Annotated in this window: 18 protein-coding genes and 2 tRNA genes; 6 read left to right on the plus strand and 14 right to left on the minus strand. The window is 37.5% G+C overall.

Annotated elements, in window-relative coordinates; all coding sequences use genetic code 11:
* The first annotated feature begins 196 nt into the window (after positions 1-196).
* Positions 197-1972, plus strand: a complete 1776-nt coding sequence (locus J2743_RS11065; protein ID WP_209627192.1) for a ribosome biogenesis/translation initiation ATPase RLI — start codon at positions 197-199, stop codon at positions 1970-1972.
* A gap of 90 nt (positions 1973-2062) precedes the next feature.
* Here J2743_RS11065 and J2743_RS11070 read toward each other — a convergent pair whose 3' ends face one another.
* Positions 2063-2449, minus strand: a complete 387-nt coding sequence (locus tag J2743_RS11070; protein WP_245248297.1) for a PepSY domain-containing protein — start codon at positions 2447-2449, stop codon at positions 2063-2065.
* Positions 2450-2588: 139 nt separating this feature from the next.
* Between J2743_RS11070 and J2743_RS11075 the strand changes: the two genes are divergently transcribed.
* Positions 2589-3347, plus strand: coding sequence for a hypothetical protein (locus J2743_RS11075; RefSeq protein WP_209627196.1), 759 nt, complete (start codon positions 2589-2591; stop codon positions 3345-3347).
* 153 nt (positions 3348-3500) lie between these two features.
* On the opposite strand, the gene J2743_RS11080 is transcribed toward J2743_RS11075, so the two are convergent.
* From J2743_RS11080 to J2743_RS11090, 3 genes are all read right to left on the minus strand, one after another.
* On the minus strand, positions 3501-4661 hold the full coding sequence (locus J2743_RS11080; RefSeq protein ID WP_209627198.1) for a pyridoxal phosphate-dependent aminotransferase: 1161 nt from the start codon (positions 4659-4661) through the stop codon (positions 3501-3503).
* Positions 4662-4843: 182 nt separating this feature from the next.
* Positions 4844-5542: a DNA repair and recombination protein RadB gene (gene radB / locus J2743_RS11085; RefSeq protein ID WP_209627200.1), complete on the minus strand. Its 699-nt coding sequence runs from the start codon at positions 5540-5542 to the stop codon at positions 4844-4846.
* Positions 5543-5653: 111 nt separating this feature from the next.
* Entirely contained in the window at positions 5654-6259 is a 606-nt protein-coding gene (locus tag J2743_RS11090) for an L-threonylcarbamoyladenylate synthase (RefSeq protein ID WP_209627203.1), read from the minus strand.
* A 193-nt stretch (positions 6260-6452) separates the two neighbouring features.
* Between J2743_RS11090 and J2743_RS11095 the strand changes: the two genes are divergently transcribed.
* Entirely contained in the window at positions 6453-6863 is a 411-nt protein-coding gene (locus J2743_RS11095; protein ID WP_209627205.1) for a hypothetical protein, read from the plus strand.
* Between the two features lie 4 nt (positions 6864-6867).
* Here the strand turns inward: J2743_RS11095 and J2743_RS11100 are convergent.
* From J2743_RS11100 to J2743_RS11125, 7 genes are all read right to left on the minus strand, one after another.
* A tRNA-Leu gene (locus J2743_RS11100) sits at positions 6868-6950 on the minus strand.
* A gap of 66 nt (positions 6951-7016) precedes the next feature.
* On the minus strand, positions 7017-7151 hold the full coding sequence (locus J2743_RS12190; RefSeq protein WP_280904800.1) for a hypothetical protein: 135 nt from the start codon (positions 7149-7151) through the stop codon (positions 7017-7019).
* 276 nt (positions 7152-7427) lie between these two features.
* A complete protein-coding gene (locus tag J2743_RS11105) occupies positions 7428-7691 on the minus strand; it encodes a hypothetical protein (protein WP_209627207.1) in 264 nt (87 codons plus the stop codon).
* Between the two features lie 277 nt (positions 7692-7968).
* Positions 7969-8051, minus strand: a tRNA-Leu gene (locus tag J2743_RS11110).
* Between the two features lie 316 nt (positions 8052-8367).
* A complete protein-coding gene (locus tag J2743_RS11115) occupies positions 8368-8823 on the minus strand; it encodes a hypothetical protein (RefSeq protein ID WP_209627209.1) in 456 nt (151 codons plus the stop codon).
* A gap of 444 nt (positions 8824-9267) precedes the next feature.
* On the minus strand, positions 9268-9666 hold the full coding sequence (locus J2743_RS11120) for a response regulator (RefSeq protein WP_209627211.1): 399 nt from the start codon (positions 9664-9666) through the stop codon (positions 9268-9270).
* A 34-nt stretch (positions 9667-9700) separates the two neighbouring features.
* Entirely contained in the window at positions 9701-11749 is a 2049-nt protein-coding gene (locus J2743_RS11125) for a sensor histidine kinase (protein ID WP_209627213.1), read from the minus strand.
* Between the two features lie 442 nt (positions 11750-12191).
* On the opposite strand from J2743_RS11125, the gene pgsA reads away from it, so the two are divergent.
* From pgsA to J2743_RS11140, 3 genes are all read left to right on the plus strand, one after another.
* Entirely contained in the window at positions 12192-12767 is a 576-nt protein-coding gene (gene pgsA / locus J2743_RS11130) for an archaetidylinositol phosphate synthase (protein ID WP_209627215.1), read from the plus strand.
* Positions 12768-12783: 16 nt separating this feature from the next.
* A complete protein-coding gene (locus J2743_RS11135; protein WP_209627216.1) occupies positions 12784-13026 on the plus strand; it encodes a DUF357 domain-containing protein in 243 nt (80 codons plus the stop codon).
* Between the two features lie 85 nt (positions 13027-13111).
* A complete protein-coding gene (locus J2743_RS11140; RefSeq protein WP_209627218.1) occupies positions 13112-13768 on the plus strand; it encodes a DUF434 domain-containing protein in 657 nt (218 codons plus the stop codon).
* Between the two features lie 107 nt (positions 13769-13875).
* Here J2743_RS11140 and J2743_RS11145 read toward each other — a convergent pair whose 3' ends face one another.
* The 3 genes from J2743_RS11145 to aksF all read right to left on the minus strand — a co-directional run bounded on the left by J2743_RS11145 (position 13876) and on the right by aksF (position 17290).
* Complete coding sequence (locus tag J2743_RS11145) at positions 13876-14721, minus strand: hypothetical protein (protein WP_209627220.1); 846 nt, start codon at positions 14719-14721, stop codon at positions 13876-13878.
* A 226-nt stretch (positions 14722-14947) separates the two neighbouring features.
* Positions 14948-16045, minus strand: a complete 1098-nt coding sequence (fbp, locus tag J2743_RS11150) for a fructose-1,6-bisphosphate aldolase/phosphatase (RefSeq protein WP_209627222.1) — start codon at positions 16043-16045, stop codon at positions 14948-14950.
* Between the two features lie 231 nt (positions 16046-16276).
* A complete protein-coding gene (gene aksF / locus J2743_RS11155) occupies positions 16277-17290 on the minus strand; it encodes a homoisocitrate dehydrogenase (RefSeq protein WP_209627290.1) in 1014 nt (337 codons plus the stop codon).
* Positions 17291-17720 lie beyond the last annotated feature (430 nt).

Genomic DNA, 17720 nt, shown 5'->3' on the forward strand with positions numbered 1-17720 from the left:
AATAAGGTTAAAAACCCAGAAAAACAACCAAAAAATAAAAAAAATAAAAAAATACCAAACCAAAAATAAAAAAACAAAGTAAAAAGAAAATCTCAATAATTTACAACAACCATAACATGTTCAACTAAAACTTATTGATTAAAGAATCTACATCTTCTTTGAATCTGAATAAAAGTTATTTAAGGTTTTGATAATTTTGAGTAGAATATCTATATTAGACCATGACCGCTGCCAGCCCAAAAAATGTAACTATGTATGCATTGAATACTGTCCTGGTGTGCGCATGGAAGAAGACACCATCACCATCGACCCCAAAACTAATAAACCAATTATATCCGAAGAGTTATGTTCGGGATGTGGTATATGCACCAATCGCTGCCCATTCAATGCAGTGAGTATTATTAACCTACCCGAAGCATTAGAAGACCCTATCCACCGTTACGGGCAGAACCAATTCGAATTATTCGGTTTACCCACGATAAGAGAGGGTTCAGTGGTGGGACTTCTGGGACCTAACGGTATTGGAAAATCAACTATCATACGCATATTATCCGGAGAACTGCACCCTAACCTTGGAAATTTTAATGAAGAAGTACCCTGGGACGACATAATCAACTTTTTCAAGGGTAACCAGCTGCAAAACTACTTCCAAAACCTTAGAGATGGCAATCTGAAGGTGGTACACAAGCCCCAGATGGTGGATCTTCTGCCTAAATTTGTAAAGGGAAATGTGGATGATCTTCTAAACAGCGTGGATCAGAGAAAACGTCTGGACTTTGTAACCGAATCCCTGCAACTGGAACCAATAATAGGGCGGGAAATAGCTAACCTTAGTGGTGGTGAGCTTCAGAGAGTTGCTATTGCCGCTGCCGTCCTTCGGGAGGCGGATTTTTATTATTTCGACGAGCCCACCAGCTGGCTTGATGTCCGTCAAAGATTATACGCCATTAAGGTTATCCGGGAACTGGCCAGTGAGGGAAAATCCATCCTAGTAATAGAGCATGACCTGGCAGCACTGGATGCTATTTCTGATTATGTGCACATCCTTTACGGTCAACCCGGAGGGTATGGTGTTGTCTCCCAGATGCGTGGTGTTCGAGTGGGAATAAACACCTACATCAATGGTTATCTCAGGGAAGAGAATGTCCGTTTCCGGAAACAACCCATTGAATTCCATGTGCGGCCTCCCGCTGCTAATGTTGATAGTGAATCCATATCTGCATACAGTACCCTTGAAAAATCCTATGACGGCTTCCATCTACAAGTGGATGAAGGAGAAGTGCAACACGATGAAATATTAACCGTTTTCGGACCCAATGGTATTGGTAAAACCACATTTGCCAAGATGCTGGCTGGAGTGGAAAAACCTGATGATGGGAAGATAAAAAAGAAGGTTACCATCTCCTATAAACCTCAGTATCTGATTTCCGATTACACTGGAACAGTACAGGAGTTTTTATACACCACAGCCCCCAATTATGGTACTAATCTCTTCAAAACCGAGATCATGAAACCATTCCTCCTGGAAGAACTGTTAGAGAAGAAGATGAATGAGTTAAGTGGTGGTGAACTCCAGCGATTAAGTGTGGCTATTTCCCTTTCCCAGGAAGCAGATATCTACCTTTTCGACGAGCCCACTGCTTATCTTGATGTTGAGCAGCGCCTGAGGGCAGCCAGGGCAATACGTCGAGTGGTTGAAAGCCGTAACGCCGCTTCAATCATTGTTGACCACGATATCGTGTTCATTGATTATATTTCCAGTAGGGCCATGGTTTTCACTGGACAGTCTGGTGTGGAAGGCCATGCCACCAGCCCCATGGATCTGCGTTCTGCTATGAACACATTTCTGTCTGAAGTTGGTGTTACCTTCCGCCGTGATAAAGAAACACGAAGACCCCGGGTCAACAAGGAGAACAGTTACCTGGACCGGGAGCAAAAAGAGAAGGGAGAATATTACTACCTGAAAAGTTGAATTACCTCCCCTTTTTTACAATTTTTTTAAAATCTACCTTAAAAAAACCCATTTAACCTAAAATTCTTTAAATTTAATGTATTAAACTCTTTAATCTACTTTTTTACCTGTCCTGGCATCAATATAGATATTATTTATGAACTTATGGTCCCTGGTATAAACCGGAACCTGCCAGACATTTATCCTTTTATAGGTGGTCTTCACTGGTTTTCCCAAGATAATACCAGGCCCAACATATTTTTTTGCCAGCTCTCTGGCCTTCTCTGGTGATATATCATGAGGTGGGGGAGGGTTATTTTCTCTGGGCTGGTTGGAAACTGTAGTGTTATTTACAGTGGTATTATTAGCTGTGCTAACATTTACAGTGCTATTGGTGATGTTAGTTGTGTTATGGGTAGGAAATAGGTCTACGGTAAACAAAAAAGCTGCTATGGCAATAATAACAACGGCAATGACAACCATGGCCACAGTAATCATCTTCAACACTTCACTCCCCTAATTTATAATTTCATTCGAATAAATTATAGCTCATACTATTTTATGATTTTAACCATTTGTAAATATTAAAAATCAGACAACAACTATTATAATTGATTTTTTTATATATAGAAAAATAATGATCAACACCATCACCACATACACAACCACAACAACTTATAGCACTTCTCCTACCCTCACCCTAATTGTCCTAGTTTTTACAGTAGCTTTCCTGGTTGTGGTGGGTTTTATATATCACCTAATCCGGAATAAAGAGTATAAAAACACACTACCGGCTAGTATTATAATTGGATTTGTTATCAGTTTGTTATTCATTTTAGGGAGTGATATGGCCTTTGATTCTGTATCCTATAATCTGAAAGTGATTCAAAACACATTATTTTTTATCATCTCAGTTATGATAGGTGGTTTCGTTGCTGTAAGCCTGAAAAAATTAGTTTATGGAGATAAAGTGAAAGAATCTCAGGAATCATCTCCAGAAAAAAGCTCAAAAGATTCGGAAAAATGGTGGAATAAGCAAAGTCTAAGAACTCAGTCTGTAATTATTTTAATTTCCTGTTTATTATGTCTTATCCTGCTTATTGGTGCGGTTTATCTTTTTAACCCGGTTAAGAATTCTGTTGAAAGTAAGGTTAACCTTGGTCTTAGTAGTTCTTCCGTAAATGAAGTTATAAGCATGAATTACACTGATGATGCCGAAGGTTTCATCATCATCATTCCCAACAACACCACCAAGTTCAGCTTAACTGGTTATTCAGAGGCCAATTCAACAGTTAAAATAACTTCAAGGGATCTTAACTTATATAACCAGACCATGCCCCTAGATTTAAACGATCCATTATTTGAAGGTGGGATATATCCATTTAATTATAAATAAACATACCTGAAAATCTTAACGTTGTTAAAATTACATTGAAGGCAACAAAACCTGGAAAAAACAGTACTTCCATGAATGTGACCCTTAAAAAAAATAATTAGTAACTGAATTGATTTTAAAAAAAATTAGTCAACTAAAATAAAAAAAATAGAATTATTTAGAAGCCTTCAAGGCTTCCATTCCTTCCAGGAAACATTCAACAAAGTATTCCACCTGGTTGGTGGGTATGGAGAAGCTCACTCTGAGGTAGCGGTGACCGAATTCTTTGCTGGTGTAAGATCCTTCTCTGGTGAATATTTTACGCTCTATGAGATAGTCTGCCATTTCTCGGGGTGTGACACCGGTGTCGATCATGTCAATGGCCATCATATTACCGTCTGAGGGGTAAACTGGTATGAAGGCTCCTTCCACCTGGTCCACGACCTGTTTAATGATGTCCTGGTTCTGGCGGGTGATTCTTTTGACTCTGCCCAGCCATTGTGGTTTGGATTCTATGGCTGCCATGGCACCGTTCTGAGCTACCAGGTTGGTTCCCAGGTCGTTGATGACAATGGAGCGTATGGAGTTGATTATTTCCGGTACTCCTACCACTGCACCGATTCTCATGCCAGCCATTCCATATATCTTGGAAAAACTGTACACAGTGGCGGTGTGTTCTGGACAGATCTCTGCCATGAGCTGATGCTCACGTGCAAAATCACGATAAGTGATATCATGTAAAAGGTAGATATCATGATCTTCTGCAATATCCTTGAAGTCCTTTCGCTCCTGTTTGGTGTAAGATGATCCCAATGGGTTTAAGGGATCCACCAGGGATATCAGTTTGGTATTCTTGTCCAGATTCTCCCTAACCAGTTCAGGGGTGAGTTTATAACCACATTCTGCACTGTATATAGGCACAGATTTGACATGGTCCCCAAAACGACTGGCAAAATTATCAATGATCAGGTATCCGGGGTCGCAGGTGATGGTGTTATTCTCTGGTTCCAGAATGTCATTGGCACATAGATACAGCGATTCTGTGGCCCCGGCAGTCACCAACATATCGTATTGGCTGCCCAGTCCCAGATCCTCCATGATCAGTTCCCTAAGACGAGGGAACCCTTCTGGTGGTGGATATTTACAGTAATCATTGTCCCGGATGCTGGCCATCATGGCTTCCATGACCCCGTTCTGGCCATGGAGATGGTTGGTGTTTTGACCCATCCAGATCATGTCCGGGTCATTGTAAACATAGTTAAAGAATTCATTAGCTGTTTTAAAGCCTTTAGGTAGTACTTTTGCTGCTTTAGCATACTTTTTGGGTGAAATCATATCTCTCAACACACAAATATCTTCACTATTTTGTTTTATATGTGTAAAATTAGGATTACCATGAGCGAAATTAAAAGCCCCTCTAAATTATGGTAATCGCCAAAATACCATTGGTGAAGGTGAATTACGATTCTATTTTATCTCATTCTAATTTCTATTATCACTTAATTTAAAACTATCCCTTACCTGAGCCCATTATCAACAATGTGAAAGCGAGTACGCAGTCCTTCAGGTCGGCTGCGATGCCGTTTTAAAATGGCGTATCTTTCCCCACTAACATCTCCCCTTTCCAGTTCAACCATGATCTTACTGCGATACTTGAGAATAGTACCTCCCACTGGTTCCACCATGCCTTCACCCTCAAAACTGGCGTAAACCTGGTTGGTGATCACCACAGCAATGTCGTGTTTGCGGGCCAGTCTGGTGAGGAGACCCATCTGCTTTCCGAGTTCTCGTTTTATCTGGGATGCATCACCATCAAGGACCCTGTAAAGGGCCACTGCAGAGTCCAAAATAATCAATTCCGGCTTTTCCCCAGATAAAATCATTTGTTCAATTCTGCGCAGGACAGCATCCTGCTCAGCAAAGGTAGATGGTTCGAACACAATTATATTAGAGGCAAGTTTACTGAAATCTGTTCCTGAAATCTGTTTAACTCTTTCAATGGACAAACCGCCCTCAGTATCGATGAAAATTCCAGTACTGCCGTTTTTGGCATTCCGAACCAGGAGATTGAGGACTATGTTGGTTTTACCTGATCCAGGTGGGCCATAGAATTGGGTGATAACTCCCTTCTCCACCCCACCCCCAATAAGGGAGTCTATGGGTGATGAAGTGAGTATCTTACCCTTCTGTTTCATGTTGGATAAAATTTCGGACATTTAACCCCTTTACAGATTATATCTTTATTATTCTAATTAAATTTCTATTATCTTTCTATTAAATATAAAATTGTTTGTTATATTTTTAATTTGCAATCACTACCCTCATAACTAGAGTAGTTTTTCCATTCCTGCCCCTTCCCTTAAGATGAGTGGAGGTGTGACTGTGAGATCCAGCACCGTAGAGGAAACTCCACCAGGACATGGACCAGAATCAATGATCATATCCGGATGATCATCCAACTCATCACGTGCCTCCTGGGCAGATTTAGGCGACGGATGCCCAGATATATTGGCACTAGTAGTGGTTATGGGGAATTCCCTGGAAAGTTCCCTGCAAATAGCATTATCAGGAATTCTGATCCCGATTTTATCTGTTCCAGGAGTGATCCATGACGGAACATCATCCTTCCTGTTGAGTATGAGAGTGTATGGTCCTGGGAGGATCTTACGAATAATTTTTTCAGTCTGCTGGTTCAGTTGTGCCACCATTTTAATGTCTTCTGTTTTTGAGAGGCAAATGGAGATGGGTTTATCTGAAGATCTTTTTTTCATCCGGTAAATATTGTAAACTGCTTTTTTATGGAATATATTTGCTGCCAAGCCATATACAGTGTCTGTAGGATAAACTAAAGTTCCACCCTGCTGTAATATGTCCCTGGCCATTCTTATTTTTTCCTTTTCCGGATTTTCTGCATTGATTTTAATAATTTTCATTTGATCTTCCTTAAATAGTGATGTTTCAACTTGTTATTAAACCAATGATAGTTTACTGCAAGATAGTTATTTAGTTATTCAAGATAAAAGATGTAGTACAATTGGAAGATATGCGTGGATGTTGTAAGGGGAATATTCTCCAGTGATCTGATATTATGTGTGTAAAGCATCAAAAAATTTATTGGTGGGATGGATGATGGAACAAATTGCAGAAACTTTCAATAATCGTTTTGACCATTGGAATATCACTTTACCTGAAGGGGATGTTGAAGGTAGGTGCAGTGGGCATGTCCAGCGATCTGGCTGGCTGATCCAGTACTGTTTTGGAGAAGATGAGAATGGGGAATATCTGGATTACTATGCAACCCATAGGATGACTGATGATGAGCATGTGCGTATCCATGCAGATGGTGAGGTGAAGGATCTGCCAGCTTTAAGCAGTATACATTTGGTCAGTGAGGACCCTGAAGAAAATAATCGGCTGGAAAAGGAATACTACCAGGAAAATCAACGGGTTGCGAGAATGCTGGCTGAGAAGGGTTTTGATAAATTCACCATTAACATGTTTCTGCATGCTGGGCTGGATAAGAAAACAGAAGATTGAAAAGTGCAGGGGAAGGGATTCGAACCCTTGAAGGCCTACGCCAGAGGATCTTGAGTCCACCCCCGTTGACCGCTTGGGTACCCCTGCATCCATATAGGTATGGATCAAACCAGTATATCTAATTTTTTTTAAGATCAATCATCTAGGGTAGGACTATCTGTGTTGTTTGATATATTCTTTGATGGCATCTTCAAGTCCTTTTCTTCTGGATGTGTATCCATTTTTCTTTAAAACTCTATCAAATTCGTTTATTAATTCTTTTGGTAGTGTGGTACTTAATCTGTTCATATGGTTATCCTCCTTCTATCGCCCCCATAACTTGCATTATTATTACTTTTTTTAAAATTTATATTATATAATCCTTTTGGCTTATTAAAATTGTCTTCGTTTTCATCCTAACTCACATTCTTAGTTCGTCCTATAGGAAGCTTCAAAAAGTTAGGGATTTAAAGGAAAAATATCCTTTTTTTTAATTTCTTTTTTTTAATTGTATACAGTATTTATGGTTGAGAATATAAAATCTAAAAAAAGTTTTGGGTTGAATCTATCTCACTTATGTGGAATTCATTCCTTGCAAGTGGTTATCATATAGTTTATATCTTCTTTTATAAGTTCTAACCTTTCATCGATGGTTTCATTGGAGACAAGTTCTTTTTCACTTATAGAACTAACAATTAAGATGTCGTCACCTTTTTTCTTGATATGGTAGTGCGCTAAATGTTCCAGTGGGCCTATATCACATGTTTCAAATTCTTCTTCAGTCAATTTGACTTCAAATGATACATCCCACATTACGTATTTTTCAAATTTAACCATTTCAAGATCCATAACATCACCATTTTCTTAGGATATATTTTGTTTACCTCATTGAAATTAAGATGTAATAATTTTACATACTATGATAAATAAATCTATTGTAATTTTTGTATAATTTAGTTATTTCAACAAGTTAAGTTATTAACCGTCCCTTTTCTTGTCAAATTTTGATGTAACACGTTTCATCCCCCCCAATTTTATCAAATTTTATTCTTTAACAAGTCAATAGAATAATTTTGAGAATTTTAGTAAAAATATCCATAAAATCAAATTTTAAAATCAGATTGAGTGCAGGGGAAGGGATTCGAACCCTTGAAGGCCTACACCAATAGGCCCTGAACCTATCCCCTTTGACCGCTCGGGAACCCCTGCATTTTAATATATTTTTTGTGATTGTGAAAAAAATATCGGCAGTTAGAAACTTAGACACTGGATATATAAATAGTTTGGTTTCATATCCCGAACTTCTCAAACTTCACATTTCCAATATCCCCTAACGTTCTAAACCTTTTTTAAAATCACCTAATTCCTATCTGGATATAATACTAGTTTTGTAAACTTAATAAATTGATCCATTACCATCTACCCAAAAATGGGAAAAAATAAAGTTAAAAATAAAAATCCTTTAAAAAATAAACAGGAAATCCGTTTGGATGAATCTCATCCAAGGTTTCTACAGTAATCACATTCAAGGTGGTTCATTTATGGTTTGACCAGTAGTAATGTCCTGTGATTCTATCCCTATGACTTCACCAGTAATAGCATCGACCTTAACATAGCCCACCACTGTTCCTTTGGCATCTTGTGCATCATCACTGGTCACAACCATTGGAACATAGTACACATCCCCTTTCAGGGTAGGGCTGCCTGCTCCAAAATTCGAATATTTAGAACTGGAACTTAAATAATTTGAAGCAATGGTTTGGGCCTTGGATGCGGATATAATATCAGACTGAGAACTCTGATCCTGCTGATTCTGACTATCTGATGTACCAACGTTGTTGTCACCATGCGAAATGTTGATGGTACCATTGGTACCATTGGAAGTAGTATTTTCAGATGATTGCATCAAAAGGTATCCAACAGCAACTATTGCAATAAGAAGCACTATCACTACTAAAATAAGAATATGTCTCATCCTCATCTAATAAAACCCCCTAAATTTTTATATGCCCCTACGGGATAATGATATTAATCCATCAAATATTTAAGATGTTAATTATAATCTCAATGGGACGGTTAAGTATAATTAGAGACAATATTATGATTAGGAACTTTAAAACATAATTCAATGTTTTAAAAGGATTCTGTACACTTCGTTGGATTACTATATCCATCCCGATATCACTATTTATAAAATATGTATTTACTCTTATATTATAATTATTAAAATCAAATGTTAATATTTTTAAAAAGGTTCCCTTGAAAATTTAGATATCTACCTAAGGTATCGTTTTGGCGGGAAATATCATCTTTTTATTTTTTTTGGGATATTCCCAGTAAAGATCTCATTAGGATGGTGAAGATTATTGTTCTGCCTGTAAATATCAATTAGGGAGAGATAATGAATATACATTGTAAGGGTTAATTATTCTTTTCCAATTCTCGGACCATTTCCCACACCCTGTTTCATGACCATTTCCAACGCAAGCTTCAACTCACCGTCATTAAATGGTTTAACAAAGTAGGCAAGTGGAGAAGTTTCATAGGCTCTTTCCATCATATAATCCGTTGAATGAGCAGTAATATATATCAGAGAGACTTCCATCTCATCCAAGATTTTCCAAGCAACTTCAACTCCATCTTCGTCTCCCCTGAGTCTTATGTCCATTATCAATACATCTGGTCTCAACTCCCGGGCCATTTCCAGGGCTTGTTCTCCTGAAACAGCAATTCCCACTGGAGTGTAACCCCAGTTACTGAGTTTATTTTCCAGTTCAAGTGAAGTTATACATTCATCTTCCACTATCAATACTTTCTTATTCATAAATATATCTCCTAACTGCTCCCAAACCATTTTTTTAATTATCTTTTCCTCTTTTTTGATTGTTAGCGGGAAATTTTATAACGAATTTAGTGCCTTTCCCCTCTCCTAACGTTATAAATCCATCAATTTGACCCACCAACCTGTTTACAAGTTGTAATCCAAGTGTTTCAGTCCGATCCAACTGGAAATCATCAGGTAAACCTATTCCATCATCTGCAACCGTCAAATGATAATAATCACCAACTAAACAGACATTTAAAGTTATTTCTCCCTTACCCTCAGGAAAAGCATATTTTAAAGAGTTGGTGATAAGTTCATTAACGATAAGTCCTAAAGGTGAGGCTGTTTTAACATCGATTTCAGCTTTTTCTGCACGTATAACTGTTTTTATTTGGTGAAATTCCATTTTATAATTGTCAAGAAGGTATCGCATGATTTGGTGTAGGTATCCTTCTAAATCAACACTGGAAAGGTCTTTACTTTGATAAAGTTTCTCATGGACCATTGCCATGGACTGCACCCTGTTTTGACTTTCCTGGAGGGCGTTTTTAACTTTTTCATTGTCTAAATACATGGATTGAAGTCTCAATAAACTGGATATCACTTGCATGTTGTTTTTCACCCTATGGTGGACCTCCTGGACCATGACCTCTTTTTCAGCCAGAGATTTTTTTAAAGTTTTTTCATATTCTTTTCTATTGGTGATGTCTCTCGCCACTGCCACCACCACATCATGACCGAAATAGGTTCCCTTATTGATTTTGATCTCCTTAGGGAATATTTCACCATTTTTACGCATCCCCCAGAACTCAAAGGTCTGGGTTTCTCCATCCAATGCCCGGTAACCTGTATTCACAACTTCAGTCATGTCATTTTTCCCAGGAGCCGATAGCATGTCCAGAGATTTCCCCAATATCTCCTGTCTACTGTAACCATACATGTCCAAAGCTCCCTGATTAACCTCTAAAAACTTTATTTCAGGATTTATTACATAAACTGCATCGTTTATTGTGTTTAAGATACATTGATACGTCTTTTTACTTTCTTCCAGTTTTGCATAGGATTTTCGAACTTCTTTATTGCTAATTGCCGCCCTTATGAGTGCCAAACCAATTAAAAGTCCCCCTCCAAATAATAAAACTTCAAAAACACTTTCAAAACTAAAATATGCCCATATAAGTAGAATGTATGCTACGCCCCCCAGTAGTAAAGCAACATTGGTTTCAAAGGGGATTTTGAATCGCCAATATTCAATGGAAAGATCCTTAAGTACTTCTGGAGGATGGCAGCGGATCTGTACCAGGCTGGCCAGGATTATGCACAGACAGGCAGCAATCCAGAACAGGTTTTCCATCATTCCAATAGAGTATGCTCCCAAAATGTTTCCATAAGCGAAGGTTATGGTTGCTAAAACCTGGAATGCAACACTAACAATAATATATGGCATTGGCCCTTTTTTAAGGTTGCCAGCGTATGAAACAAACAAGTAAATAGTGAAAAACATTAGGGCAGATATTAATATGATGTTCAACCATATGACTGTTAAATCAACAGAATCGATCTGGTTCCGTCCAATAAACGGTAATATCAAAAAAGACCAGAAGAACATGGTGAGTGTAACCAGCACCATACAGATTTCAACCAACCTCCGGTACAAGTTCAGGATGTCAGTATGTGGTTTTGGCATTAAATACAGACTTATACACAAGAAGACAATCCTAAAACCAAAGCAAACATAACCGTAGGTCAAAAAAGATGGATCTGTGAGTTTGGAATTCCATATTGACCATAAAATATCACCCATAACCCAAAATGCCTGAGCTATCAATAAAAACAGCCATGCATGATAATAACTCTTTCCATATGTTTTGGAACGTTTCACAGCATAGTATACCATGATCAAAGTCACTGCACTGATGATGGGAAGTAAAAAATTGCTTATACCATCAAAAACACTTGAATTATTGATAAATATTATGGTAAAGAAAGCATAACCTACAATAATAAGGATAGATAGTAAAGTTACTTTTTTGAAGGCTTTGGTTGATATTTTACCTGTGGAAATGTTTTCTATAAATTTCATATAAATACTGAATTCTCCAGTTGTTACAATCTCCTGAATTAATTTGATCTTATTAACTAATAAAATTGTTGGTAACAAACAATTTCCAGTTTGGACAATAATGAAACATGCCGACTAATTAATTAATGAAATTTCAAACAAACAAAATGTGACAAATCAGCCAAAATTACAATATTTTGTTTATTAGGGTTTTATTCAGAGTTTGAATGTTTAATACAATTTATTGTAGAATAATATAAGTTTACAGGTTTTTTATAATTAGAGATCCACAAATTAGGGTACAACCTCTAAATTTTAGAATTTTTTTTATACTTCTTTAGGCAAGGTTTTAATAATATCAGCTTTTAATTGGATAATATTGTTAATTTAGATCACAGAATTAATTATGAATTTAAAATTAGAGAAATCTGTATATAATATTATGAATATTCGGTGTTAAACTATGCTAAACAAATTAAGGCCCCAATTTCAAAGATTAATCAGTCCCCTGGCCAGTAAAATCAGCTTACACCCTAACATCCTCACTATTATAGGTCTACTAGTAAGCCTCCTGGCAGCCTATGCCTTCTCCCAGAAAAACCTCCTGGCGGGGGCACTCCTAATACTCTTAAGCGGCTTTTTCGATGTGATTGACGGGGCAGTAGCCCGGAACAACAACACTAAAAGCAAATTCGGAGGGTTACTGGACTCCACATCCGACCGTTTCGCAGATGCCTTCATAATCATCGGAATCATATACGGAGGATATGTGAACTGGCTCTGGGGAGTTCTGGCACTCATAGCCTCATTCAGCGTTAGTTACGTACGTGCCCGGGCCGAAGTGGAAGGAATAAAGTGTGATGTGGGAATAGCAGAACGAGCCGAACGCCTAGTTATAATTCTAGCCGGTGCATTCATTGGATACTTTACAAATCCCCACTTTTTTATGTCAATGGCCATTCTCCTGGTAATAATACTGGGATATATTACAGTACTGCAACGAATTTATCACTCCTGGAAGGAACTTAAAGAACTTTGAAGTGTTAAGTGATAATATGGATGCAATAGAAAGAATCGAAAAGGATTTAGACCTTTTTGCAAAAAATATAAAAGAAATAGAATCTATAAAAGTCCGTGGTGAAGAGGAAAAAATAGTCCAGATGGCCAAAAACTACAGAGATGATACCCGATACTACTTGGAGCAAAAAGATTATCTGACATCATTTGGCTGCATAACCTATGCACATGGACTTCTAGATGCAGTAAGAATTTTACATGACTTAATTGTTGATGAATGATGTTTTACTTTCTCTGTTAACAGTAAATCCTCTTTGAATCAAATAAATTTAACAAAAATATTCCAGATAATATATTAGGGATTAAATGAATACTCAAGATGAATCATTATTAGAAGCCAAAAAAGATTTCAGATATCTTTTAAATCGTGCATTTCCCAGGACTGGTGCTTTAAAGTTTGTGGGTGATCATTACCTCCTGGATGAGACCCAGAGAAACTATCTCAACCGCACTGTTTTCTCCAACCAAAAAATGGAAACCCGAAAAAGGAAATTAATCCTTTTATCAGAGATAAAGGATAAATACGTCCTGGTAGATGGTTATAATGTCCTTATCACCACTGAAAGTGTGTGTAAAGAGGAGGAAGAACTTCTGGTAGACTGTGATGATGGTGTTACCCGTGATGTTAAAGCGGTTTTCGGTAAATACAAAGAAAACAAAGCCACCAAAGAAGCTTTAACTTCCATTATATTACTTCTGAAAATTTTCAACCCGGAAAAGGTACTCTTTTTTTATGATAGTCCGGTGAGTTTAAGTGGAGAGCTTGCCAGAACCACCCAGGAAATCCTAAAATTCCATAATGTTCCTGGGGATGCTCAAACTGCAGCCAATGTAGATGGCAAGATCATCCAGTTATCCCATGATATGGACAGTGTGGTGGCTACTAGTGATGGTATAATAATTGATAAAGTGAACCATGTTCTGGATATACCGGGTTACGTTTCAAGAGCCCGTAAAAAATAAAATTAATTAAGGACACCATTTTGAATTTAACATAGCATGTAACCTATTGACTGTATGCCTCCATAATAATGATTGTTTATACCTCCACACTACTGATTTGAACCACACTACTCACCCTCTTTTACAAGATATTCATAGGTAAAAATAGCAATTATTGCAAAAATAACGTCCATACTGTTTCGGATAATAAAATCCAAATAAGTTTGGAGGATGAAACTCACAATCAAGGCATAAGCAAAGTTCAGCATGAATAGATAAACTCCAAATATTATTCCAAAACGTAGTGATGTATGAAGCGGTGAATCTGTTTTTATAGCTGGCCTCAATATGTAGTAGTACAGTATACCTATTCCCAATCCAACACCCAGTACCCATATTGTTGTATTTAAAGGTAGAGTTTGAAAGTTGGAGTAAACCCGGAATACATTGTAACTTATTAATCTACCCAAAAGGAAGATTATGGGTATGACCAGGATCAATAATTTGTTTGAACTTTTTTCCATGTTTTCATCGAGTTTTGTGTTAGTTGCTAAGACCCATCCTAACAAGATACCCAGTATGAGAAATTGACCACCATCAACAAGCATCCACACCAAATTGGTAAATGAAAATGTTGTAGTGGAGGGTAAAGGTTCTAAGTAAAGTAAAAAAGTTAATATACAGAAAAAAAGACCGTATATAAACCCTTTAATCAGTTTAGTTTTTTGGAGTCTTTCCTGAATAAATACAAATATGCATCCCAGTAAAACAAAGTAAATAAATCCGTAGATAAAAAATGCTAAAGGTAATAATCCTTGCTGCACAATCACACTTGGTTGCATTACTGATTCTCCTGAAGGGAGTATTCCATGCAGCAAAACATTGAATGAAGATGCTAAAAAAGCTGCAACCAATAGTTTCCACCATTGTTTCTTTAACTTGTCGATGCTAATATCCCTACTATTTGAAATCATTGAACATCTCATCTATTAAACAATTATTGACTATACTGGTGTTGTAATTTAACAATCTTAAATATGATGCCATTAAGCCTGAAAAAGAGTGTAAAAAAATCAGAATTTTAGTCTTTATATGATATGGATTTAAAAAAAATCCGAATTAAAAAAAAATAAGATTTTTGAACTTCATAAGGCATATTACGAAGCTCGTAGAATAATCAACTAGTTTTCAGTGGAGATATTATTCAATATCTTCAAATCTGTTGCCTAATTTTTCCATCACACCAGGAAGTGTGGTGTATTCCATTTCATCAGCGGGTAATCTGTGAGGTTCAAATGGTCCATGTCTTCTCATGTAATCAGCAATATCAGATGCCAGTGCTCTGGATCTGTCATATGATGGGTCATCAAACATGTCGGATGGTCCCACAAGTTCACCATCAGCTATCTGGAAACCAAGAGCCATGATCCTTGGAGGTCCGTCGAATCTGACGGGGTAGGCGTTTTTCTGGGCTACAGGCATTAGTGGCCCGTTGTGTGATCCCCTCATCCATCCACCAACTAGGTGTGGGAATGCGAATGGTTCCACAACTTCTCCAGCTGCTGGGAATCCTGATTGTGCTCTTACAACAGCTACTGGGTCATCTTTACCCACGTATTTTCCTGCCATGAGGTTTAATCGTTCGGTACTGACGGATGCAGCTATTTCATTATCGTCTCTTCTACGGATACGTTTTATGACGTATCTGCTGATGGTTCCAAGAAGTGCCAGTAAATCGTACATTTCATCAGGACAGGTCATTTTAACTTTTTTGTGTTCCATGACGTCATACACTTCAAATTCAAATCCGTTGTGCATGGATGGGTCAATTACCAGACCTGCGGTGGTGAATGGGTCTGCGAACATTTTATATAGGGGCATGTTAAATGCACCTGGTTCGGTTTTGTCACAGCAGAAAACAACCACTGGGTCACTGGGTCGTTCTTTAAATTCCATTTCTGCAACACCAGGACCCATACCTTTGATGTTTCCTGAAAATGTGTCTGATAGAAGGTCCTGACCTGCACCGTATAGTTTAAGTTCTTTTGCAACAGCGGTTCCTTCTAAAAAGGCATGCCATGCCAGTTTGTGGATCTCTTCGTTTTCTTCACCCTGCTGGTGGGTCATGATGAGCTCAGTGTCATCACCACAATTGGTCACATAATAATCAATGAGAAGCTCTTCTTCCTTGGCTTTGGCGAGAATATCTTCACATTTTTTTAATATTGCGGGGTGAGCTAATCCATGACCTGCTATACTACCAACGTCTGCTTTTATTACACTAATGGTGGTTTTCATACTTTTACACCTCTAAAAAATCATGAACTTCTAAAACAGCATTATTCTGAATGCTGTAAAAGGGCTGTTCGAGATAATGAATATAAACCAGTCATCTTAATGAGAACTAGCTTAGAAACAGATTTAAACTGTTTAACAAACCCTTTCTTATTGATGAATTATGATGAAGTAGACATATAAAATTTACTACTATATTTTTCCCATCCCTCTGATTTTTGACAATCATAACGGTTAATTTTCATCGAAATATTCTCTGACTAACTGGGCCATCTGCATGGTGGTAGATGTTCCTCCCATGTCCGGTGTGGTGGCTACTCCTCCCTTTAGAACCCTTATAAGTGCCTGTTCAATTTTAAATGCATCCTGGTGTTCTCCCAGAAACTGTAACATTAGACAAGAAGATAGGATCATGGCAGCAGGATTGGCAACACCTTTACCTGCAATATCCGGGGCAGATCCATGCACCGGCTCAAATAAACCATTATCATCCCCAATGTTAGCCGATGGTGCCATTCCCAAACCTCCTACCAGTCCTGCACCCTCATCAGACAGTATATCCCCAAAAAGGTTGGTGGTGACCATTACTTGAAAGCGATGTGGATTGGTAACTAGAAACATGGCAGCAGCATCCACATAAACTTCATCGGTCTTTATATCCTTATAATCATCCAAATTTTTGTATTCTTCTGCAACTTTCCAGAAGGTTTCTTTGAATACTCCATCTGTTTTTTTAAGTACATTGGCCTTATGTACTGCACTAACTCTGGATTTACCCTGTTTAAGTGCCTGTTGAAAGGCAACTTTTGTTATTCTTTCTGATGCTTTCTTAGTGATGACCCTTAGAGCGGTTGCCCCGTCTTCAGTGTATTCTTCAATTCCAGAGTAAAGACCTTCTGAGTTCTCCCTAACAATGAGCAAATCCAGATCATCGTACATTGATTTTGCTCCAGGATATGATTTGATGGGTCTTAAATTGGCATAAAGATTCAACTCTTTCCTGAGGGTGATTATTGCACTTTTTTGACCTGGAACCGTAGTTACTGCGCCAAAAAGTGTTGCATCAGAATTTTTAGCCATCTTGATAGTTTCATCAGGCAAGGTAGTCCCGGTATCATTATAACAAGCATTACCTGCCTTGGCTTCATGAAATTTGAATTGGATGGGAGTTGCTTCTAAAATGTAGAGTGCTGCTTCAGTTACCTCCGGCCCTATTCCATCCCCATGAATCACAGTTACATTGTACATAAGAAGAACTAGGTTGATTAAAGTATAAATCATTAATTATCAACAAAATTAATTAAATAAAAAATGAAAATAAGATGATTAAATCCATTTTAAAAGTCATATACTGAGTTGATGGTTGCATAAATCAGGTTTTACTTGTGATTGTTCATAAAAAATAGCTTGGGAAGTTAATCATTTTGTAGGCATACTATTACGCTATATATGTAGACTATCAAAAAAAACCCAGTACCATTCCGTGATCACCTTGTGTTTTGCACAAATTTTACGTAAAAATTATGATTATATAAAAAATAGTGATGGAACTATACTAGTATCATAACAAAAAAATATATGGACCATTAGAAACATAATACTATTTTTAATCCATATTATATGGAACACACATTAAAAAACCTCAATTTACATTAATTTTTCTAGGGGAGATACTATT

This window comes from Methanobacterium petrolearium (genome assembly GCF_017873625.1).
Lineage (GTDB): Archaea > Methanobacteriota > Methanobacteria > Methanobacteriales > Methanobacteriaceae > Methanobacterium > Methanobacterium petrolearium.